This window comes from Lactonifactor sp. BIOML-A5 (assembly GCF_009677585.1).
GTDB lineage: Bacteria > Bacillota > Clostridia > Lachnospirales > Lachnospiraceae > Lactonifactor.
The window spans coordinates 36,683-56,639 of record NZ_WKYV01000028.1 but is presented as its reverse complement, the minus strand read 5'-3'; the positions used below and the strand labels follow the sequence as shown (position 1 = coordinate 56,639).

The 19,957-nt window shown below is 43.4% G+C and carries 16 protein-coding genes, 1 tRNA gene and 1 riboswitch; of the genes, 10 read left to right on the top strand and 7 right to left on the bottom strand.

Going from position 1 to position 19,957, the window contains the following annotated elements; genetic code table 11:
• Nucleotides 1-265: 265 nt before the first annotated feature.
• The 3 genes from GKG41_RS18665 (at nt 266) to GKG41_RS18655 (ending at nt 4,941) form a co-directional block, all read left to right on the top strand.
• Nucleotides 266-2,371 carry an efflux RND transporter permease subunit gene (locus tag GKG41_RS18665; protein WP_154261362.1) on the top strand — a complete coding sequence of 702 codons (2,106 nt, stop codon included), beginning with the start codon at nt 266-268 and terminating at the stop codon, nt 2,369-2,371.
• A 15-nt stretch (nt 2,372-2,386) separates the two neighbouring features.
• Entirely contained in the window at nt 2,387-4,729 is a 2,343-nt protein-coding gene (locus GKG41_RS18660) for a hypothetical protein (RefSeq protein WP_154261361.1), read from the top strand.
• A 138-nt stretch (nt 4,730-4,867) separates the two neighbouring features.
• Nucleotides 4,868-4,941, top strand: a tRNA-Arg gene (locus GKG41_RS18655).
• 169 nt (nt 4,942-5,110) lie between these two features.
• Here GKG41_RS18655 and GKG41_RS18650 read toward each other — a convergent pair.
• From GKG41_RS18650 to GKG41_RS18625, 6 genes are all read right to left on the bottom strand, one after another.
• Nucleotides 5,111-5,992, bottom strand: a complete 882-nt coding sequence (locus GKG41_RS18650; protein ID WP_154261360.1) for a DMT family transporter — start codon at nt 5,990-5,992, stop codon at nt 5,111-5,113.
• A gap of 189 nt (nt 5,993-6,181) precedes the next feature.
• Nucleotides 6,182-7,534 (bottom strand): Glu/Leu/Phe/Val dehydrogenase family protein, encoded by a 1,353-nt coding sequence (locus tag GKG41_RS18645; protein ID WP_154261359.1) that lies wholly within the window; start codon nt 7,532-7,534, stop codon nt 6,182-6,184.
• A gap of 372 nt (nt 7,535-7,906) precedes the next feature.
• Nucleotides 7,907-8,440: a 2-oxoacid:acceptor oxidoreductase family protein gene (locus GKG41_RS18640; RefSeq protein ID WP_154261358.1), complete on the bottom strand. Its 534-nt coding sequence runs from the start codon at nt 8,438-8,440 to the stop codon at nt 7,907-7,909.
• On the bottom strand, nt 8,437-9,183 hold the full coding sequence (locus GKG41_RS18635) for a thiamine pyrophosphate-dependent enzyme (protein WP_154261357.1): 747 nt from the start codon (nt 9,181-9,183) through the stop codon (nt 8,437-8,439). The genes GKG41_RS18640 and GKG41_RS18635 overlap by 4 nt, the downstream gene beginning before the upstream one ends.
• A 1-nt stretch (nt 9,184) precedes the next feature.
• A complete protein-coding gene (locus tag GKG41_RS18630; protein WP_154261356.1) occupies nt 9,185-10,243 on the bottom strand; it encodes a 3-methyl-2-oxobutanoate dehydrogenase subunit beta in 1,059 nt (352 codons plus the stop codon).
• Nucleotides 10,244-10,459 (bottom strand): 4Fe-4S binding protein, encoded by a 216-nt coding sequence (locus GKG41_RS18625; protein WP_154261355.1) that lies wholly within the window; start codon nt 10,457-10,459, stop codon nt 10,244-10,246.
• A 300-nt stretch (nt 10,460-10,759) separates the two neighbouring features.
• On the opposite strand from GKG41_RS18625, the gene GKG41_RS18620 reads away from it, so the two are divergent.
• The 6 genes from GKG41_RS18620 (at nt 10,760) to GKG41_RS18595 (ending at nt 17,352) form a co-directional block, all read left to right on the top strand.
• Entirely contained in the window at nt 10,760-11,530 is a 771-nt protein-coding gene (locus GKG41_RS18620; RefSeq protein ID WP_154261354.1) for an IclR family transcriptional regulator, read from the top strand.
• A 199-nt stretch (nt 11,531-11,729) separates the two neighbouring features.
• The gene (buk, locus tag GKG41_RS18615) at nt 11,730-12,791 is read left to right on the top strand and encodes a butyrate kinase (protein WP_154261353.1); all 1,062 of its coding nucleotides are present in this window, start codon (nt 11,730-11,732) and stop codon (nt 12,789-12,791) included.
• 21 nt (nt 12,792-12,812) lie between these two features.
• Nucleotides 12,813-13,709, top strand: a complete 897-nt coding sequence (locus tag GKG41_RS18610) for a phosphate acyltransferase (protein ID WP_154261352.1) — start codon at nt 12,813-12,815, stop codon at nt 13,707-13,709.
• Nucleotides 13,710-13,726: 17 nt separating this feature from the next.
• Entirely contained in the window at nt 13,727-14,860 is a 1,134-nt protein-coding gene (locus tag GKG41_RS18605; protein WP_173015653.1) for an MFS transporter, read from the top strand.
• A 72-nt stretch (nt 14,861-14,932) separates the two neighbouring features.
• A complete protein-coding gene (locus GKG41_RS18600) occupies nt 14,933-16,318 on the top strand; it encodes a sodium-dependent transporter (protein ID WP_154261350.1) in 1,386 nt (461 codons plus the stop codon).
• Between the two features lie 212 nt (nt 16,319-16,530).
• A complete protein-coding gene (locus tag GKG41_RS18595; RefSeq protein ID WP_173015652.1) occupies nt 16,531-17,352 on the top strand; it encodes an N-acetylmuramoyl-L-alanine amidase family protein in 822 nt (273 codons plus the stop codon).
• Nucleotides 17,353-17,457: 105 nt separating this feature from the next.
• Here GKG41_RS18595 and GKG41_RS18590 read toward each other — a convergent pair whose 3' ends face one another.
• Nucleotides 17,458-18,384 carry a LysR family transcriptional regulator gene (locus GKG41_RS18590; protein ID WP_226903132.1) on the bottom strand — a complete coding sequence of 309 codons (927 nt, stop codon included), beginning with the start codon at nt 18,382-18,384 and terminating at the stop codon, nt 17,458-17,460.
• A 145-nt stretch (nt 18,385-18,529) separates the two neighbouring features.
• A riboswitch (cobalamin riboswitch) is annotated at nt 18,530-18,646 on the top strand.
• A 129-nt stretch (nt 18,647-18,775) separates the two neighbouring features.
• Here GKG41_RS18590 and GKG41_RS18585 point away from each other — a divergent pair.
• On the top strand, nt 18,776-19,927 hold the full coding sequence (locus GKG41_RS18585; protein WP_226903134.1) for an ABC transporter substrate-binding protein: 1,152 nt from the start codon (nt 18,776-18,778) through the stop codon (nt 19,925-19,927).
• Nucleotides 19,928-19,957: the final 30 nt, after the last annotated feature.

The following is a 19,957-nucleotide window of genomic DNA, read 5'->3' as shown; positions in this document are numbered from 1 at the left end:
ATACATCTATTATACCAAAAAAGAGCCTCAAAGTCTTGTAAGTGCTGACTTTTCTGGCTCAATGGCGAAGAAAATCCTAGGCACTTGTCCTCGGACTTTGTCTACAGTCTGAGTCAATATATTAAAATTATATAAAATAATTTTAATATATTGACTACTGGTCATTTTTGATGTATAACGAGTATTGATAAATAAATGACTACTGGTCATTAATAAAATGATTAAAGGGGATGCAGACATTGAAAAAGAGGAGTGAGCAATTATTATGACAATCAAAATTGGCAAGTGGATTGCAAGACACAGAAGATTGATTATGGTAATCGGGATTCTGCTGATTATTCCTTCTCTCATAGGGATATCTAAAACACGAATTAACTACGATATTCTGAGTTATCTTCCTGATTCACTGGAGACAGTTTCCGGTCAGGATATACTGGTGGATGAATTTGGAATGGGTGCTTTTTCCATGGTTGTAGTGGAAGATATGGAGATGAAGGATGTCCGGAGACTAAAAGAGGAGATTAAGGAAATTGATCACGTAAAGGATGTACTCTGGTATGACAGTGCAGTGGATATTAGTGTTCCGGTTGAAATGCTTCCCTCTGAACTTAAGGAAAGCTTTTTTAATGGGGATGCTACCATGATGGTTGCTCTGTTTGATAATACAACGTCTTCTGATGAAGCTATGGATGCAGTAAGTGCTATGAGAAATACAGTAGGAAAACAGTGCTTTATCAGCGGTATGACCGGTGTTGTGACGGATATAAAAAATCTGTCTCTTCAGGAAATGCCTATCTATGTAGTGATCGCGGCAGTTCTTTCGCTCCTGGTTTTGTGTCTTACCATGGACTCCCTGGTTGTTCCGGTATTATTTCTTACCGGAATTGGGGTTGCTATTTTATACAATCTGGGAAGCAATATATTTCTTGGAGAGATATCTTATCTGACAAAGGCACTGACTGCTATTCTCCAGTTGGGTGTTACTATGGACTATTCCATCTTTCTTCTGAACAGCTATGAGGATAATAAGATACGATTTGAAAATGATAAACAGAGGGCCATGGCTCATGCCATCTCAAATACTTTTAAATCTGTCGTCGGAAGTTCTGTAACAACTATTGCCGGTTTTGCAGCTCTGTGCTTTATGACATTTACATTGGGAAGGGATATCGGTATTGTAATGGCTAAGGGGGTAGTAATCGGTGTAATCTGCTGTGTTACTCTGCTCCCTGCTATGATTCTTACCTTTGACAAGGCCATAGAAAAGACAAAGCATAAAGCAATTATTCCGAATCTTGATAAGATATCCGGATTTATTACCAGACATTATAAAGCCTGGCTGGCAATATTTATTCTTCTGCTGTTTCCTGCTGTTTACGGCAACAGCCATACAGAGGTTTACTATAACATAGACAAATGTCTCCCGGCTACACTCCCCAGTGCAGTTGCGAACACCAAGCTGGAAGATGATTTCCATATGAATACGGTCCATATGGTACTTATGAAAAATGGCATGGAGGCCAAAGAAAAAACGGAGATGCTGGAAGCCATCGATAAAGTTGACGGTGTGAAATGGGAAATCGGGATGGATTCTCTCATAGGGCCCGGAATTCCTTCTTCTATTATTCCCGAGGATGTTAGGAAGATGCTTCAGAGTGATGATTACGAAGTGGCGTTTGTTTGCTCTGACTATAAGGCGGCAACAGATGAGGTGAATAACCAGATTGCTCAGATTGATAAGATCGTTAAGACTTACAGTCCTCAATCTATGGTTATCGGTGAGGCGCCCCTTACAAAGGATCTAGCAGATGTTACGGATGTGGATTTGAAAAATGTTAATATTGCTTCGGTTGCAGCTATTTTTCTGATTATTCTGCTGGTATTCAAATCAATTTCTCTGCCGGTAATCCTGGTTGCAGTTATTGAATTTGCTATTTGTGTAAATATGGCTATTCCCTATTACAGTGGGATTACGCTTCCTTTTGTAGCCAGTATTGTAATTGGAACGATTCAGTTGGGAGCTACCGTGGATTATGCTATTTTGATGACCAGCCGTTACCAGAAGGAACGTGGGCTTGGCAGGTCTAAGAAAGAGGCTATTTCTATAGCTCATAAGACTTCCATGAAATCTATCTTAATCAGTGGATGCAGCTTTTTTGCAGCTACTTTTGGAGTCGGACTGTATTCAAAGATTGATATGATAAGTTCCATCTGTACACTGCTGTCCAGGGGAGCTATTATAAGTACAGTTGTGGTACTTTTTGTGCTACCTGCTATGTTTATGATCTTGGATCCTGTAATCTGCAGGACTTCTATTGGATTTGTTCCGAAAAAACATAAGGTAAAAACAAATGAAAGTTTCGTTCAATAAGTGGGAGGGATTGTTATGAAAAAAGGATGGAGAAAAAAGGCAGCCGCAGTAACTGCGGTGGGTATGATAGCAGTAGTTGGATGCACGTATCTGTTTGCAGACAGCCAGAAAGCAGATGCAGCTAAGAAGGAAGAAGCATCCCAGGAGGCAGAGGAGCTGAGAAGTATAACGGAGCAGGTAGCGAATAAGAGTGCCCCAGCTCCATGCGGGACACTGTCAAAAGATGAGTCTGTATATGTTACTGCTGATGCTGAGGGAAATGTTGAAGAGATTATTGTGTCTGACTGGATGAAAAATGCAGGAACGGTACATGAGCTGGAGGATCAGTCAGAGCTGACAGATATTAAAAATGTGAAGGGCGATGAGAAGTTCCAAAAAGAAGGGCAGAAATTAACCTGGAAGACTAAGGGAACGGATATCTATTATCAGGGTAAAACAAAGAAATCTCTTCCTGTAAGTGTAAATATAACTTATAAATTAAATGGAAAAGAAGTAGACGTAAAGGAGCTTGCCGGAAAGTCAGGCAGTCTGGAAATGAATATTCAGTATACCAACCATTCCAGGAATACTGTAAAAATACAGGATAAGGATACGGAGGTCTATACGCCTTTTGTGATGGTCACGGGGATGTTTCTTCCCACAGATAATTTTACGAACGTTCAGATAGATCATGGAAAAGTAATCTCTGATGCAAGCAGAGATATTGTTATTGGAGTTGCCTTTCCAGGTTTAAAGCAAAGTTTAGATCTAAAGGAACCGGACACAGAGGATACAGATTTTAAGATTCCGGAATCCCTGACAATAACAGCAGATGTTACTGATTTTACTATGGGCCCTACTCTTACCTTAGCATCCTCTGATATGCTTGGAGAACTGGGGTTTGATGATATTAACAGCTTTGAAGATTTACAGGATTCTATGAAAGAGCTGTCAGACGCTTCTAACCGGCTGGTAGATGGTTCCGGGACGCTTAAGGATGGTATTTCCGCTCTGCAGGATAAGACTGGAGAGTTCGGAGATGGGATCCATACTTTAAACAGCGGAATTGGGGAACTTCATGATGGAGCAGAAGCGCTTGCTTCCGGAGTTGGAGATTATACTGCAGGGGCAGCAGCACTTGCAGGCGGGGTCACCGCCTATACTGCAGGGGCATCCCAGCTTGCAGAGGGAATCCGGACTTATACTGCAGGAGAGGAAAGTCTTGCATCGGGGGTAGAAGAACTGGCCGCTGGGACAAAGGAACTGCCTGGAGCTGTAAGTAATCTGAATCAAGGGATCCAGGGGGTAAAGTCTGGTCTGGACTCTCTTACAGATGAACAGAAAACCCAGGCTTTACTGCAGGGAAGCTCTTCTGTTGCAGAGGGGATTGGAACGGTTAACAGTACGCTAAAAGCTATTGAATCCGTTTTGGATTCCGGCGCTTCGGCTGCAGATGTGCAGACACTGCTGCGTTCTGTTGTGTCTGGTGTTAAGACCTCTCTAACAAACGACAGTGCTGTTTTAGAAATACTTAAGGGCGTACAGGATGTGGCCGGTGATTATAAAGGATTGGCAGACAGGGCTGGTTTAGGTGATACCTTCCAGGCTTATTATGGACAGTTAGAAGACTGTATTCACAGGCTGCAGGAGAATGTAGATACTGAAACAATCCTGTTAACACAACTTCAGAGTGCAGCAGGAGGTACTTCGGGAACTTCGGATCTGGATACCCTGAAGGGCTATATTCATCAGTTGGTTGAGGCTACCGGGGAAAACAGCGATCTTTATCAGGGTGCGGCAAGCGTGCATTCCGGCATAGAATCAGTTGTTGAAGGCAGTAAGGCTATGAAGAATATAATGGATAAGGTTGCAGAGGGAAGCAATACTCTGAATGCATCGGCAGGATCATTGAGAACGGGCATCAACAGTCTGAAATCCGGGGCAGATGAGCTTTCTTCCTATAATGGGGAGCTTAATAAAGGAGCATCGGATTTGCTTGCGGGATCAGGCGATTTAATCAGCGGTGTAAAAGAACTGACAGGAAATAACAGTGCCTTAAACAACGGTGCGCAAGCTCTGTCCTCGGGCACAAATACACTGCAGAATGGAGGCAGCCGACTGATGGATGGAAGTGAACAGCTGACCTCTGGTGTCAAACAGCTGGCGGATGGATCCAGAGATTTGGCGGATGGAATGAAAGAGTTTGATGAGACTGGTATTCAGAAACTATCAGAAGTGTTTGATGGAGATATTCAGACATTAAAAGATCGTATCGATGCAGTTATGGATGAAGGAGAGAGGTATCAATCATTCTCAGGCATCTCGGATCAAATGGATGGTAATGTTAAATTTATTATAGAGACAGCAGAGATTAAATAAATCCTGTGGCCGCTGCATTAAGTACTGGAAAATGCGGCGGCCGCAAGAGTCTCTTTGAATTTTTTCTTTGTATTTCTTTGTAAGTAAGATTTGACTTTTTCCTTTTATTTTGGTAAAATTATTTAGTGAGATTTTTATGTTCTCGTAGCTCAGCTGGATAGAGCACTCGCCTCCTAAGCGAGGGGTCGGAGGTTCAAATCCTCTCGGGAACGCTTAGAGAGCCAAAAACATTATGTTTTTGGCTCTTTTTGGGGTTTGCAGTAATGAAGCAGGATGCATATCTGATGATGATATTATAAGCTTCCGCTTTGATTAAATAGAAAAAGGGACAGGGCAGTTTGGAAATGGGACACCCCTGATCGATTTTGGGACGTGTACCTTCTAGGAAGAACACGTCCCCTTTTGCTTTTTTTGAAATAGCCGGAGTCCTACCAGTATGATGATCCCCCCTGCAATGGTCCCGGCAGATGGTGATTCTTTCAAAACTACAAATCCCATTATGGTTGCCAGTAATGGGGTTACAAACATAAAATAGGTTACATCGCTTGTTTTTTTGGCAATTAGTAAGGCTTTTCCCCAAGTGAATGCAGCTATGGCATTGGGAAAGACTCCCAGGTATATGACCACCAGAATATGGGAAAGCGGAGCTTTGGACATTTCATGGATTCCGTTTGGCAAGAACGGAAGGAATAAGATTGCTCCTGCGGTGATACTGAATATGGTTATCTCTAAAGGGGTATATCCCTGGGAGAGCAGTTTTCTCTGGTATAGATTATACCCACAGAAGAGTATGGCAGTACTCAGGGTCCAGAGAATTCCGACATTTATGGAAAGTACTCCGTCCCACAAAGTAAGAACCAGAATACCGATGAATTCAATTCCAATGGAGATCCAGCCTATGGCAGGTATTTTTTCCCGGTAGATAAAGAGTGCGCCTACGGCGGTCATTACCGGGGTCATGGCCATAATGATGCTTGAGGTTGCTGACGTTAAGGTCCGTATCCCTACGTTGAAGGTCAGCATATATAAAGTAAAACCAAGTGCACCTGAGAGGAAGAATTTGTAGATGTCTTTTTTCCTGGGCAGATGCAGCCGGCTGAATATTCCCAGCAGGATAAGAAATATGGAAGCTGCGGTGATACGCAGGCATCCTAAGGAATTAGGTGAAAAGTGCTCCATGGCAACTTTTGAAAATGGAAAAGCAGAGGCCCAGAGGATAACGGTGGCAATTGCTAATATATTGACTTTCGATTTAGCATTCATAGTAATCACTCTTTTCATATACAGAACTTTTTCTAATTAACACAATAGGAGAAATTTTTGTTACCTGTGAACTCTGCTTTTCCTGTAGCATTTGACTATTAAAAAAGAAGATAACTGGCGGGCGGCTGGTAATTATTTTGGAGAGTTTTCTGCCGGCCGCCCTGCGGCAGATATTATGACCGAATGCTTTTATGCACCGTATAATTCATCATTACATGTTTTGTAAGCGGATTCGGTAGGAGTAATACCAAGTTCTTTGGCTTTGTTTAAGTTCTCCCAGGTGTTTTTGGGAAGTACTCGTTTGATGTCTGCATAAGTACGCTCGAGGCTGGCATCCTTCTGATATTTGTATTCTTCATAGCCAAACATTACGCCGGCGGTATTGTGCCACCAGTCTGTCTGGAAGAGGATTCCTCTGTCAGCAATTACTTTTGCCAGACGGCATTCTTCTTCTACGCTGCTTGCTTTGATCTGGTTATTGGCAGAACCCCAGATGATTTTGCAGTTAAGTTTAGGAATGCTTTCTTCGTTGAGCACAGCACCCATAGCACATGGAGAAACTACGTCAACATCCAGGTAAAGGATCTCATCTGTGGATGCAGGAGAGATATCGATTCCCTGTTCTTTGTATTTAGCAACAATCTCATCTACACGCTGCTGGTTGATATCTGCAACATAGATTTTAGGATTTTTGACAAACTTGGCAATGCATCCTACCATAGCGGCGCCTACTTCTCCAAGACCCTGAACGGCGAAGGACATTCCTGTCATATCTTCGCTGCCGTTGAGGAAGCGTACTGCCTGTTCCAGAGAAATGAATACTCCGTAAGCTGTCGGCGGTCCTGAGGATCCCAGAGGACCCCGTGGTCCGCAGGTATACTGAACGCTGAAGCCATTTTCTTTCATAACATCGGTCATGGCAGGAGGGAATCCCATATCAGGTCCTGTAGAGCAGCGGATTTCATCCAGACAGAAGCCCAGGAAACCGCATACGTTCATATCTGTGAGATCCAGTTCATCCATAATAACGCAAGATTTGCATCCGCCTACGGGAAGCTCACCTGCAATATTTTTAAAGGACATTGCTCTTCCGAGGTTCAGGCCGTCGATGATGATATCTAACTCGTTCTCATCTTTTTCGTGGCGGCGGATACCGCCTTTCATCACACCGTGACGGGTATTATTGATACCGCGTTTTCTGTTATGCATGTTGCCCAGATACTTAATGTCAAATCCTTTGTGATAGAAACAGTCAATACCGAAATGTTTTCCCTGTCTTAAAAGGTCGATAACCTCTTCCAGATAATCGGTTAAACCGTATTTCTCAAACATAGCTCTTGTCTCTACGTCATTTAAAAATTTTGCATTGTGTGTTTTAATGCTTTCTACGTAGAAATCGTGGTTGTACTTTGACCAGTCTAAATCAGGATCCCAGTCTTTAGATGCCTGAAGAAATACATTACCGGTTTTCCAGTCATACTGAAGACGTAATGTTGTCAAATCTTCCTGGTCCAATGGATAGAATAAACTTCTTTTTTCCATTCAAAAATCCTCCTTAATTTGTTTTCCTACACACCCTTATACTTTTATGGAATCATGCGCATGATTTCTCATTTTGTTAAAAAAAGGATGTATGTCCTGCTCTTTTTACGGAACAGACAACATCCTTTTCTTTAAAGTACCACAGCCCTTTTAAAATGTCAAAGAAATTTTTGCTTGCATTTTTCACAAAAATTTTTATTATACAATTTTAAAATCAAGACTGTATTGTGCAAAATATTAGAAGTAATATCTAATATTAGTGCAAAACTTATAAAATTTATTGAAGAAAAAGGATGTTTTATAATTAAAAATGGAACAATGTTCTATTTTTAATTTTCGTCATTTTTACTAATATGCCTTCTGCAGGGTTAGTTACACGGCGGCATATCCAGCCTCGAAAGCCTTCTTGTTAGCTTCCTCAAATTTACTTTTTCCCTTTTTAGCAAACATTGCGTTCATGGCAGCAATGGCTTCCTCTTTTGAGAAATCGCCCATAGCTTTAACAGCAGCGCCGGTCATGACAATGTTGGCACTTCTTGCATTTCCGAGTTCATCCGCTATGGCAGAGCAGGGAACCTTAACAATGGTTACATCAGGGCGCACTGTGGTATCGCAGGTAACCATATCCCCAACCACTGCCAGCCCATTTGGCGCAACAATTTTAATAAACATCTCAAAGGAAGGGTTGTTCATAACAATAAGGACGTCTGGTTCTTCCTGCTGAGGATTATAAATAATATCTTTGCCGAATTTTACTGTGCAATTGGCGGTTCCCCCCCGCATGGCAGATCCATAGGATGGACACCATGTGGCATTCTGTCCTTCTCTTACGGCAATATCTGACAGAATAAGCCCGCAGGTAAGGACGCCCTGTCCTCCGGACCCGGCACATACTACTTCTTTCATTTGGTTTCTCCTCCTTTTTCCGTAAATTCTCCCAGAGGATAGTAAGAGATCAGATCATTATTAATCCGTTCCATAGCCTGAATAGGCTTCATTCCCCAGTTTACAGGACATGGAGACATGATTTCCACCATGGAATATCCTTCCCCGTTCATCTGAGCCTGGAGTGCTTTCTTTATGTACCCTTTTGTCTTTTTAATGTTGGCGGGGCTGCTGACAGAACCTCTGGCCACATAGGCAAGGTGAAACTGGGAAGCAACCAGTTCAGGAAAACGGATGGGAAAGCCAGTGACAGAACAATCACGTCCATGAACAGTGGTTGAAGTCTTTTGCCCTTCCATGGTAGTCAGGCTCATCTGCCCTCCGGTCATACCAAAATTGGTATTGTTTACTGTTATTACTGTTATATTTTCGTTGCGGTAAGCCGCATTGGTGGTCTCGGCAATACCTATACTGTAGGCATCTCCGTCTCCCTGATACGTGATTACAAGGTTATCGGGATTCACTCTTTTGATACCTGTGGCGACTGCTCCTGCTCTCCCGTGCAGACAGTGAAGCCGATCTGCCACTAGTCCTCCTCCCAGATTGGAGGAACATCCTACCCCTATGGGGAAAATTACATTCTGGTCCTGCCCCAGTTCTTCCAGACACTCACAAATCAGGCGGATAATGATACCATGTCCGCAGCCTGGACAAAAGCTCATGGGCCGGTCTATCATCTCCGGCACTTTTCTTTCTGCTGGCATATCAGTATACCTCCTTTATCTCACCGGCAAGAATCTGCCGGAATTTATTCTGGATCTCCTTCATGGGGGGCACACCGTAGACAAATGGAAGCGCATATACAGGTACATCGCTCTTTATTATTTTTTTTGTGTAGAGAGCAACATCGTCCACCAGCTGTCCGGTTGCATTTGCCTCCACAGTGATCATTGCTTTTACCTTTGGATTCACCTCCCGGAATGCATTCTCAGGGAAAGGCCATGTGGTAATTGGCCGGATAAGACCCACTTTATACCCCTGCTCTCTCAGACTCCGGACGGCTCCCAGCGTACTTCTGCCGGGCAGACCATACGCCACGAATACATAGTCGGCATCTTCCAACCCCTCGGATTCCCAACGCTGTTCATTTTCTTTTATCTCTGCGTATTTTTTGTTTAGCTCCACAGCCTCTTTCATAGAGTCTCTGTCAAAAATTCCAATTTTTTTATAAGAATGCTTTCCATCAAAACCCCAGTAATTCTTTTTTGGTTCCAAAAATTCGGGAAGTTCAACTGGTTCCATCATCTGCCCGAGAGCTCCTTCGGACATCAGTACTACGACTACCCGGTATTTCTCTCCCAGTTCATATGCTGTGGGGATCAGATCCACTGCCTCCTGAATACTGGACGGAGAAAGTACGATGCACCGGTAATCTCCATGTCCGCCCCCGTGAGTTTCCCGGTGGTAATCGCACTGGGAGGAAAACAGAGTTCCCAGGCCGTTTCCGTAACGTACCATGTTGATCACAAGTGCGGGAAGCTCCTCATCAGAGAGAGCAGAGATGCCTTCTTGTTTCAGGCTGATACCAGGCCCAGAAGAGGCAGTCATGGCCCTGACTCCGCAGCTGGAAGCTCCAAACACCATATTAATTCCTGCAAGTTCACTCTCTGCCTGGACAAACGATCCTCCGACTTCAGAGAGACGCCAGGACAAATATTCCATAATTTCACTGGATGGGGTAATGGGATAACCTGCATAGAACCGGACACCTGCCCGGACGGCAGCTTCAGCTATAGCCACATTTCCCTTCATCATTTCTGCCATTTATAAACTCCCCCTTCCGCTCTGCAAAACGTGAAAGACGCCATCCGGACATGTTATATAACAGGTTCCGCAGCCAATGCATTTTTCATCATCTACCATGACAGGATGGTAGCCTGAAGCATTGGTATCCTGGGAAAAGCTGATGGCTTCTTTCGGACAGAAGGAATAGCAGAGTCCGCATTCCTTGCATCTGGCCGATTTCACTGTAACTTTCATTGAAATACCTCCTAAAAGTTTCCTTTGTTAGTTTCATAGCTTTGTTCCAAACACTAGAACTGTGTTCCATAATCAACTGCATTATACCCACTCAATCTTTATTTTGTCAATATCATTTTGTTAAAATTATGAAATGTGGTTAATAATAAATTGTTTTTATGTATAAAGTGCACAAAAATACAGGGATAGCCATTGAGCATAAAAATTTAGATACAGAAAAAATAATTGAAATTTAATATGCTTTGTGGTAGTGTCAAAGATAAGTGACGAAAAAGCTGCAGGATGGAGGGAGGTGATTTTATGACAGATATGAATATCATAAATGCGGTGGATCGGGCGCTGGACATGCTGATTTATATGTATAATGCGGGCACTGAGGTGTCCATAACTAAAATTAGTGAAGACATGGGAGTCTATAAAAGTACTGTATTCAGAACTCTGGCAACATTAGAGGCAAAGGGATTTGTGACAAAAAATCCGGAGACAGAAAAGTATTCTCTTGGAATCCGTCTGTACATTATGGGTACCAGCATTGGAGAAAAAATAGGAATTCAAAAGCTGGTTAAGCCGTATGCCAAAGCACTTCATGATGAGTTTAATGAAGCGGTAAATGTTTCAATTCTTGAAAGAAATGAGAAGGATATTTATCGGAGCGTCATGATATACAAGGAGGAAAACAATCAGATTCTCAGGTTCAACTCCGAGGTGGGATCCCGCAATGACTGTCACTGTGCGGCAGTAGGCAAATGCCTTTTGGCATTCAGTGAGAACATTGATCTCTCAATCTATGATCAGCGGCCTATGATAAAGTATACGGAACACACCATAGTGACAAGAAAGGAACTGGAAAAGGAACTGGAGAAGGTAAGACTCCAGGGGTTTGCAGTTGACGATGAAGAGCGGGAAATGGGACTTACCTGTATAGGAGCTCCTATTTTCAAAAACGGACAGTATGCAGTAGCTGCCATAAGTCTATCTGGTCCAACCAGCAGAATTAAGGATGAGACCTTCCAGAGAAAAATAGACAGACTCTGCCAGGTTACCCGGGAAATTTCCAACAGTTTGAGGTAAGGAAGAATATAGCATGCCTTTGGTTTAATTACCAGAGAGCATGCTTTATTTTTGTGCAAAATCATGAAAGTCAGCAAAGGAGACAGAAAAGAATTGACACCGGGAAAGAAGAGGTGCTACACTGAACAATAATAGAACTATGTTCCATTCACTAGAACATCCATAATCAAAAGTATGTACTGAGAAGTGAGGATGGAACATGAAGATTTTAGTAATTAATCCCGGAGGTTCCTCTACTAAATTTTCTGTCTTTGAAGGCAGGCAGGAAATTCTGAAGAGAAACATAAAGCATACGGGAGAGGATTTACAGCCATTTCCTACGGTTTTTGATGAATATGAATACCGGACAGGTATCATCACTAGAATACTGGAAGAAGCGGGTCATCCCTTAGATTCCTTTGCCTGTGTGGTAGGCAGAGGAGGTCTTATGCGTCCCGTTCCGGGAGGCACCTACCGGGTGAATGACCGTATGGTAGAGGACTTAAAGAACGCTGTAAACGGAGAGCACGCCTCGAATCTGGGAGCAGTAATTGCACGGAATATCGGGGATGCCATAGGAGCACCTTCCTTTGTGGTAGATCCCGTTGCTGTGGATGAGATGCAGGATGTTGCAAGGATAACAGGAATGTCAGATCTTGAGAAGAAAAGCTGGTTCCACGCCCTGAACCACAAAGCAGTGGCAAGAAAGACAGCGGAGAAAATGGGCGGGAGATATGAGGACTTTAACTTTATCGTGGCCCATCTGGGGTCAGGAATCTCTATTGTTGCCCACGAAAAAGGCAGAATGATAGATGGCAGCGGTGGGCGTACAGACGGACCTTTCTCACCGGAGCGCAGCGGCGGCCTCCTGACCTATCAGCTGATCGAACTATGCTATTCCGGCAGATATACGCGGGAAGAGATGGTCCGGAAGGTTAGCTCATGCGGAGGAATGTATGACTACCTGGGAACCAAGGATATGGAAGAGGTAGAGAAAATGGCAGAGAGCGGGGATGAAAAAGCCAGCCTTATTTTCCGGGCATTTACCTATCAGGTAGCAAAGGAGATTGCCCTCTATGGAGCAAGCCTGAAAGGAAAGGTAGACAGAATTATTTTTACCGGAGGAATTGCATATTCTCAGAAAGTCGTGTCAGAGGTTTCTGATAGAATCTCTTACCTGGCGCCCATTGAAGTGGTTCCCGGGGAGATGGAGATGGAAGCGCTGGCGCTGGGAGCTCTAAGAGTACTGAATCATGAAGAAGAGGCGAAAGAGTATCTGTAAGGATCAGGAATGGAGGAGAATATGCTTAAGAATTTTGATGACCTGCTGGATCAGGTGAAGCGGACAGATCCCAGAAAGGTATGTGTAGCAGTTGCAGAGGACCGGGCGGTTATGACAGCCGTCAGGGATGCGGCAGAGATGGGATTTATCAATCCTATTCTCGTGGGAGATGAAAAAAAGATAGCGGCAGTGGGAGAAGAAATAGGTTTTAAGAATTATGAGATTGTAGGATGCAGCAGCGAGGAAGAATCTCTGGTGAAGGCCGTAACTATGGTACATAACCGGGAGGCAGATGTTCTTATGAAAGGGCTTGTAAATACCGCGGTTTATATGAGAGGAATTCTGAACAAAGAATATGGGCTGCGGACCGGGCGGCTTTTAAGCCTTCTAGCAGTTTATCAGCTGCCGCAGTATCACAAGCTTATCTATGCATCAGACAGCGGGATTAATGTGGCGCCGGATCTGGAACAAAAAAAAGTGATTATGACCAATGCCCTGGAGGCAATGAAGAAGTTTGGACTGGAACGGCCTAAGACAGCCATTCTAACAGCCAATGAGATGCTGGATCCAAAAGTGATTTCCACAGTAGAGGCTGCAGCTTTAACAGAGATGGCTGCAAAGGGAGAAATTCCTCCCTGTATTCCGGAGGGCCCTATTTCTTTTGACATCGCTTTTGACAAAGCTGCGGCAGAACACAAGGGCATTCAGAGTAAAATAGCGGGGGATGTAGATTTGCTGATCTTCCCTAATATAGAGGCGGGAAATATTATGGGGAAATCCTGGCTGCATTTTAATCAGGCAAAATGGGCCGGAATTGTATTAGGTGCGGCAGCCCCTGTGATTCTTGGATCCCGTTCAGACACACCGGAAATTAAAATCAATTCTATTGCCTTGGCCTGTCTGGCAGCTGCCAAGTAGAAGAGGAGGAGCGAAAATTGGAAAAAAAGTTATCTGTTAAAGTACTTTTCACCCTGGTAGTTCTGGGGGCCTGCTGGTCAATTGTTTATATTGTGCCGTTTATTCAGTATATTTGGTATAATCCGTTCCAGGATTTTCTTGGGGCAACGAATGTACAGATGGGACTGCTTCTGACCATCTATGGTTTCGGTAATATATTTGGCGCACCTATCGGCGGATGGGTTGCCGACCGATTCAATTATAAATATGTGTATGTTGCATCTGTGTTTTTAAATGGTGTGCTGTCTTTAATTTTTGTAATCAGCCCGAACTATGTAATGGCAGTTATCTGCTGGATCGGATTCGCAGTGTCCAGTCTGTTTATGAATTACCCCACTCACATAAAGATTGTGCGGGAGCTGGCTACGGACGAGAACCAGGGGAAGGTTTTCGGTATCAATGAATCTATGATCGGACTGTTTAATATTATCTTTAATGCTATTATGATGGCTATCTATGTTAAATTTTTGGAAGGCGTGGCAGGCATGAAGGCAGCTATTATTGGAATCGGAATTCTTTCCTTTGTTCTCACTGCTATTGTGGCCTTTGTTCTGGATAACCCGAAAAAGAAGAAGGTGCCTCAGGCAGAAGTATCCCCGGCTGAGGCACCGAAAGGGAATCTGGGAAAAGATTTTCTTGTGATTATTAAGAATCCTGCTACATGGCTGGTTGGGATCAGTATCTTTGCAGTGTACTCATTTTTAACTACTATGTCATACTTTACCCCTTATTTTACAGATGTACTGGGGGTTACCGTAGTGTTCACCGGATGGGTAGCGATTTTGAGACAGCATGGTATGACTCTTATTGGAGCACCGGTGGGAGGATGGCTTACAGACAAAATTAAGTCCCCTTCTAAGGTACTGATAGGCGTGTATATTGTAGGTATCTTAGGGTTCGTCTATCTGCTGAATGCAAAAACTGGGGTAAATGCAGTGGTTCTTATCACTCTAACCATCGTGCTTTCAGGAATTGTATATGTAGGGAGAGGTGCCTATTATGCTACGATTACTGAAGCTGGAGTTGCCAGGGAGTATACCGCATCTACTATTGGAATTGCAGCAGCTTTAGGATTCTCCCCGGATTTGTTTCAGTTTACGCAGAAGATGTAAAACTTGATATAGAAAGCGCTTAATATAGAAAGCCGGCCAGCATCTTTTAATCCGAAAAAAGGAGAAGGATCTATGAGAGAAACTAAATTGGAGAGTAATCCGGAGCATACGAAGGCTCAGTGGGGCAATAGTTTTGGCTATATTATGGTTGCGGCTGGCGCAGCCATAGGACTTGGAAATATATGGAGATTTCCTTATCTCGCCTATGCAGGAGGAGGGGGCGCTTTTCTGGTGGCGTATATTATCCTGTCGGTGGTGTTTGGATATCCTATAGTAAAGATGGAGAGTACTGTGGGCCGCTATGGCAAGTCTAACGCGGCCGCGGACTACGGAAGTGTTAATAAAAAATTCCGTTTTGTAGGTGCTGTCAATATATTCTGTGAGTTCTTTGTGGGTGTATTTTATATTGTTGTCAGCGGATGGGTGCTTAAGTATCTTGTGGCATTTGCAACCGGAGTTGATTTTGGGACGGATCCCAGTGCATTTTTTGACCGACATATTGAAAAATCCGTCTCACCTAATATTTATGCCGGGATTGTTATGGTTCTGGTAGTGTTTCTGTTATTCAGCGGAATTACTCAGCTGGTGGAAAAGGTTTCTAAGGTTATCATGCCGGCTTTGCTTTTTATTCTGCTCGCCTGTGCCGTGTGGGCATTGATTAAGATACCAGGGGCGGCTAAGGGACTGAGGTATTACCTGGTACCGGATTTTCATAACTTTACCTGGAAAGTATTTGCCGATGTCTGCTCTCAGGTAATGTTTTCGGTGGGGATAGGGTGCGGGATTTATTCCACGCTGGGGGCCAGTATACCAGAATCTCATAATATAAAGAAGGATTCTCTCATGGTGATCTTTTGTGATACCTTGGTTGCTTTTGTGGCAGGGCTTTTGGTAATACCATCAGTGGTTGGCAGCGGTATGGAGATGACTTCAGGCAAAGCCTTAGTGTTTGAGGCGATGACTATGATATTCGGCAATCTTCCGGGGGGAAGGGCCGTGGGAACATTGTTTTTTGCAGCGCTGTTTTTTGCGGTGATTTCTACATATGTCACGGTAATAGAAATACCTACGGTATATGTACAGGAGGTTTTGAAGACAACCCATAAAAAAGCGCTTGTCATAACTTCCAGTGTAGTATATTTTTTAAGTATTTTTGTCTCTCTTGGTTTCGGGGTATTAAAAAATGCAAAGCTGCCCTGGCCGTTTGCCACGGGGATTCAGATGTATGATTTTTATGACTGGCTGGACTGCTTTACCGGATATTTTTTAATGCCTTTGGGCTGCCTGCTTATCTGCTTTTTCACGGTTAAAGTTTGGGGGATGGAGCGGTACGGGAAAGAGCTTCTGCAAGATGGAAGGGATGGAAAAATAACCTGGTATGATAAATTTTCTGCCTGTGTAATCTGTCCGGTGATATTAGTGATTGTGCTGCTGAATGTGTTTGGGTTTATAAAGTAGCAAAGATTCTATTTGAACAGGGTGCATTTTTGAAAATCCTTTTAGATTGAGCATAAGTAAGTAAAATGATATAATTATAAGATATTTAAGTCATATTCTTCCGCAATCCTGATTGATTCGATATGTCTTCGCTGATATCGGACTTTCCATTGCACAGATTGAGGATAACTTTTGTGACGTTAGATATTATTAATCTACAAGGAGAGGATAAAATGAGAAAGAATGTTAAAAAAATCCAACCGGTCCTTTTTGTACTTTTAGCAGCTCTGTGGATGGCAATGTATTCAAGGACTGCTTTAGCGCAGGATATGAATGCAGCTGAAGACTTTGGGGGTAAGACAGAGACTTTGTCAGAACAAGAGGAACTGGGTGGTTGGAGGCAGGATCCCTGGGGATGGAGATATTATACAGCAGATGGGGGCTACTACGTATCTCAATGGAAATTTATCGACAATGAATGGTATTACTTAAAACAGGATGGATACAGAGCCACTGGCTGGTTGCAGCAGGGAAGAAGCTGGTATTATCTGAATGAAAATGGGGTAATGGCTACTGGCTGGTTATTAGAAGAGAATACATGGTATTACATGAAATCTAGTGGAGCGATGGCCACTGGCTGGCTGCTGGATGGGAATACCTGGTATTATCTAAAAGACAATGGAAAAATGGTAACCGGGTGGTATCAGGATGGAAGAACCTGGTATTACCTAAAAAACAGTGGTGCCATGGCAACCGGATGGCTGCAGGAAGGCAGTATCTGGTACTACCTGAAAAGCAGCGGAGCGATGGCAACTGGATGGTTATACAACGGGAATACCTGGTACTATTTAAAGGACAATGGAGTAATGGTAACAGGCTGGTTTCAGGAAGGAAGAACCTGGTATTATCTGAAAGGCAGTGGAGCAATGGCAACCGGATGGATTGAAGATCGGAATAAATGGTACTATCTCCAATCAGATGGGGCAATGCTGGAAGAGGCCTGGATAGGCAAATATTACGTTAATCAGTCTGGGGTGTGGACAAAGACGAGATAGGTTATAAAAAGGGGACAGGTCAGTCCGAAAAAGGGACACCCTGATCCTAATTTGGGACGTGTTCTTTCTAAAAGGAACACGTCCCAAATTACGTCCCAAATTATACTATAAGGCTGCAATTTCATGTCTCAGGTGCTCCAGATAGGAGATGCCGGTCTGGCTTAAGGGATATTGCTTTTTTGTGATATATCCTGCATGAAGGAACCCAAGTGGTTCTTCCAAAGGGATTGGGATGATTTCCCCCAGACCTTTGTGAAATGCATCTGCATTGCTGTTTGTTAAATCGGATCCTATGCTGAAGCAGTCGGTATTCCGGATTAAGGCTATCTTTGTACAGCGATCGCTTACATGAATATTTCTACTGAGTATATTGTAGAATAGTATTTCTTCTGTTAAATGAGAGTGGCTGTTTTCCTGGTCATAGGTGACAAAGGGGAAGGTTTCCATATCTTTTAAGGAGAGATGTTTTTTGTGAGCCAGAGGATGTTTTGACCGAATAAATATGTAACAGGGAAGTACTGCAAGCTGGGTATAGTCCAGATCATAGGAAGAAAGATTCTTTCTCAGCGCTTCCAGGTGATCTTCTGTGGAGGAAAGAATACCAATCTCGCTTCTTGCCGATGCTACGTCGTGTATAACGGAAGCTGTATTGCATTCCCGTATGGCGAAATCAAAATTGGATAGTTCTAATTCATTCAGCATTTTATTAAAAGCTCTTACCGCAAAGGGCAAGTGCTGACAGGAGACGGAAAAATGCATGAGCAGAAGATTTTTCGTCTGATATCGATTTTCCAAATACTCAGATTTTTCTACTATCTCTCGTGCATACCTGATAAAATCTTCTCCGTCAAAGGTAAGAGTTACTCCTCTGTTGCTCCGGTGAAAAAGGCGTATGCCCAGACTCTGTTCTACATCCTGCACAGCGGTTGACAAGGTTGACTGAGATACATAAAGGTTTTTTGCCGCTCTGGAGAAGGAATTGCTGTCTGCTATTTCTATAATATATTTTAAGTTCTGCAAGGTCATTTTCATTATGATATGGTTCCCCCTTTGTTATTTTGAGTCTATACTATCAAAAAAATTGATAGCTGGCAATGAAAAATGCAGATAGGAACAATTCTTGATTCCCTATCCTTTGTGTGATACAATACAAGAAATTATAAGCAAAATATTTTATGGAAATCGGTGAAAAACCGATGCGGTGCCGCCACTGTAAGACGGAGTCGGATATAGCAGGACACTGGACATTACGTCCGGGAAGTCATATCCAGATGTTGAAGTCAAGCCAGGATACTTAAATATTTTGTTGGTAAACTCTATCCAACGGGTCATTGGATAAGGGTTTGACGATGTAGTTGTCGTTGTAACCTTTCCATGTTCCCGTGGAGAGGTTTTTTTATTGACAAAGGAAGGGAATGAAGACATGAAAAACAAGAAGTGGAAGACAAAACTGGCAGCTGCAATGATGTGCATTCTTATGGGAGCTGCCGTACTGGGCGGATGTGGTTCTGAGGGCAAGACACAGAAGGACAGTACAGAGGGGCAGGAGACACAGGGTAAGGAGAATGGGAAAGAAAAAGAAGTATCACAGGGAACGCGCACAGTAACAGATGCAGCGGGGAATGTGGTGGAGGTTCCGGAGGATCTCTCCAAGATTGCAGTGGTGCCTATTCCCTGGGCCTCGGTTATCTATGCCATAGACGGAAGTTCTGAACGGCTGACCGCCATACATCCCACCGCTATGAGCGCCTATACAGGGTGTTTTCTGGAAAAGCTGGATCCCCATTATGGTACCGCAGATACCAGCAGTATCGGCAAAGATTTTTCTATTAATATGGAAGAATGGGTAAATCTGGGGATTCAAGCTGCGGTTATCTGGGATTATGAGACTGATGAGGCCAGGCAGCTGAAGGAATTAGGCATTGCGCCCATTATGGTAAAAAACGAGACGGTTGAGGAACTGCAGGCAAGCCTTAAGGCTATGGGTCAGTTGTTGGGAAAGGACGACCGTGCCCAGCAGTTTATGGATGCCTATACGGATACATATGAGAAAATAAAATCGTACAGCGATAAGGTAGAGCAGGCAGACAAGCCCAAGGTTCTCTATCTGCGGAATGCCCAGCTGGATCTCCAGGGGAATGACAATTTTATAAAAGAGGCTCTGGAGCTGGCAGGAGCGGATAATGTGGCCGGGGACAGCACACAGATAACAATGGAAGAAATCCTGGAGATTAATCCGGATATTATCTTACTGAGCAACTTTGATACCTTCCTCCCTTCTGATCTGTATGAGAATAAGATAGACGGCCAGGACTGGAGCAGCGTTAATGCAGTGGTAAACCGCCGGGTATACAAAGCACCTATGGGACTTTACCGCTGGGATGCTCCTGGGGTTGAAACACCTCTGATGATGGAGTGGCTTGCTGTGCTGATACAGCCGGAGATTTTCGGGGATATTCATATGGAAACAGAACTAAAGGAATACTTTAAAACCTACTTTAATTATGAACTCACAGAGGAAGATTTGGGGCAGATAATGCAGAGTGAAGCTAATGCCTCCAGTAAAAAGCCATGAAAAGCAAAAAATCATTTAGGATGGTACTGA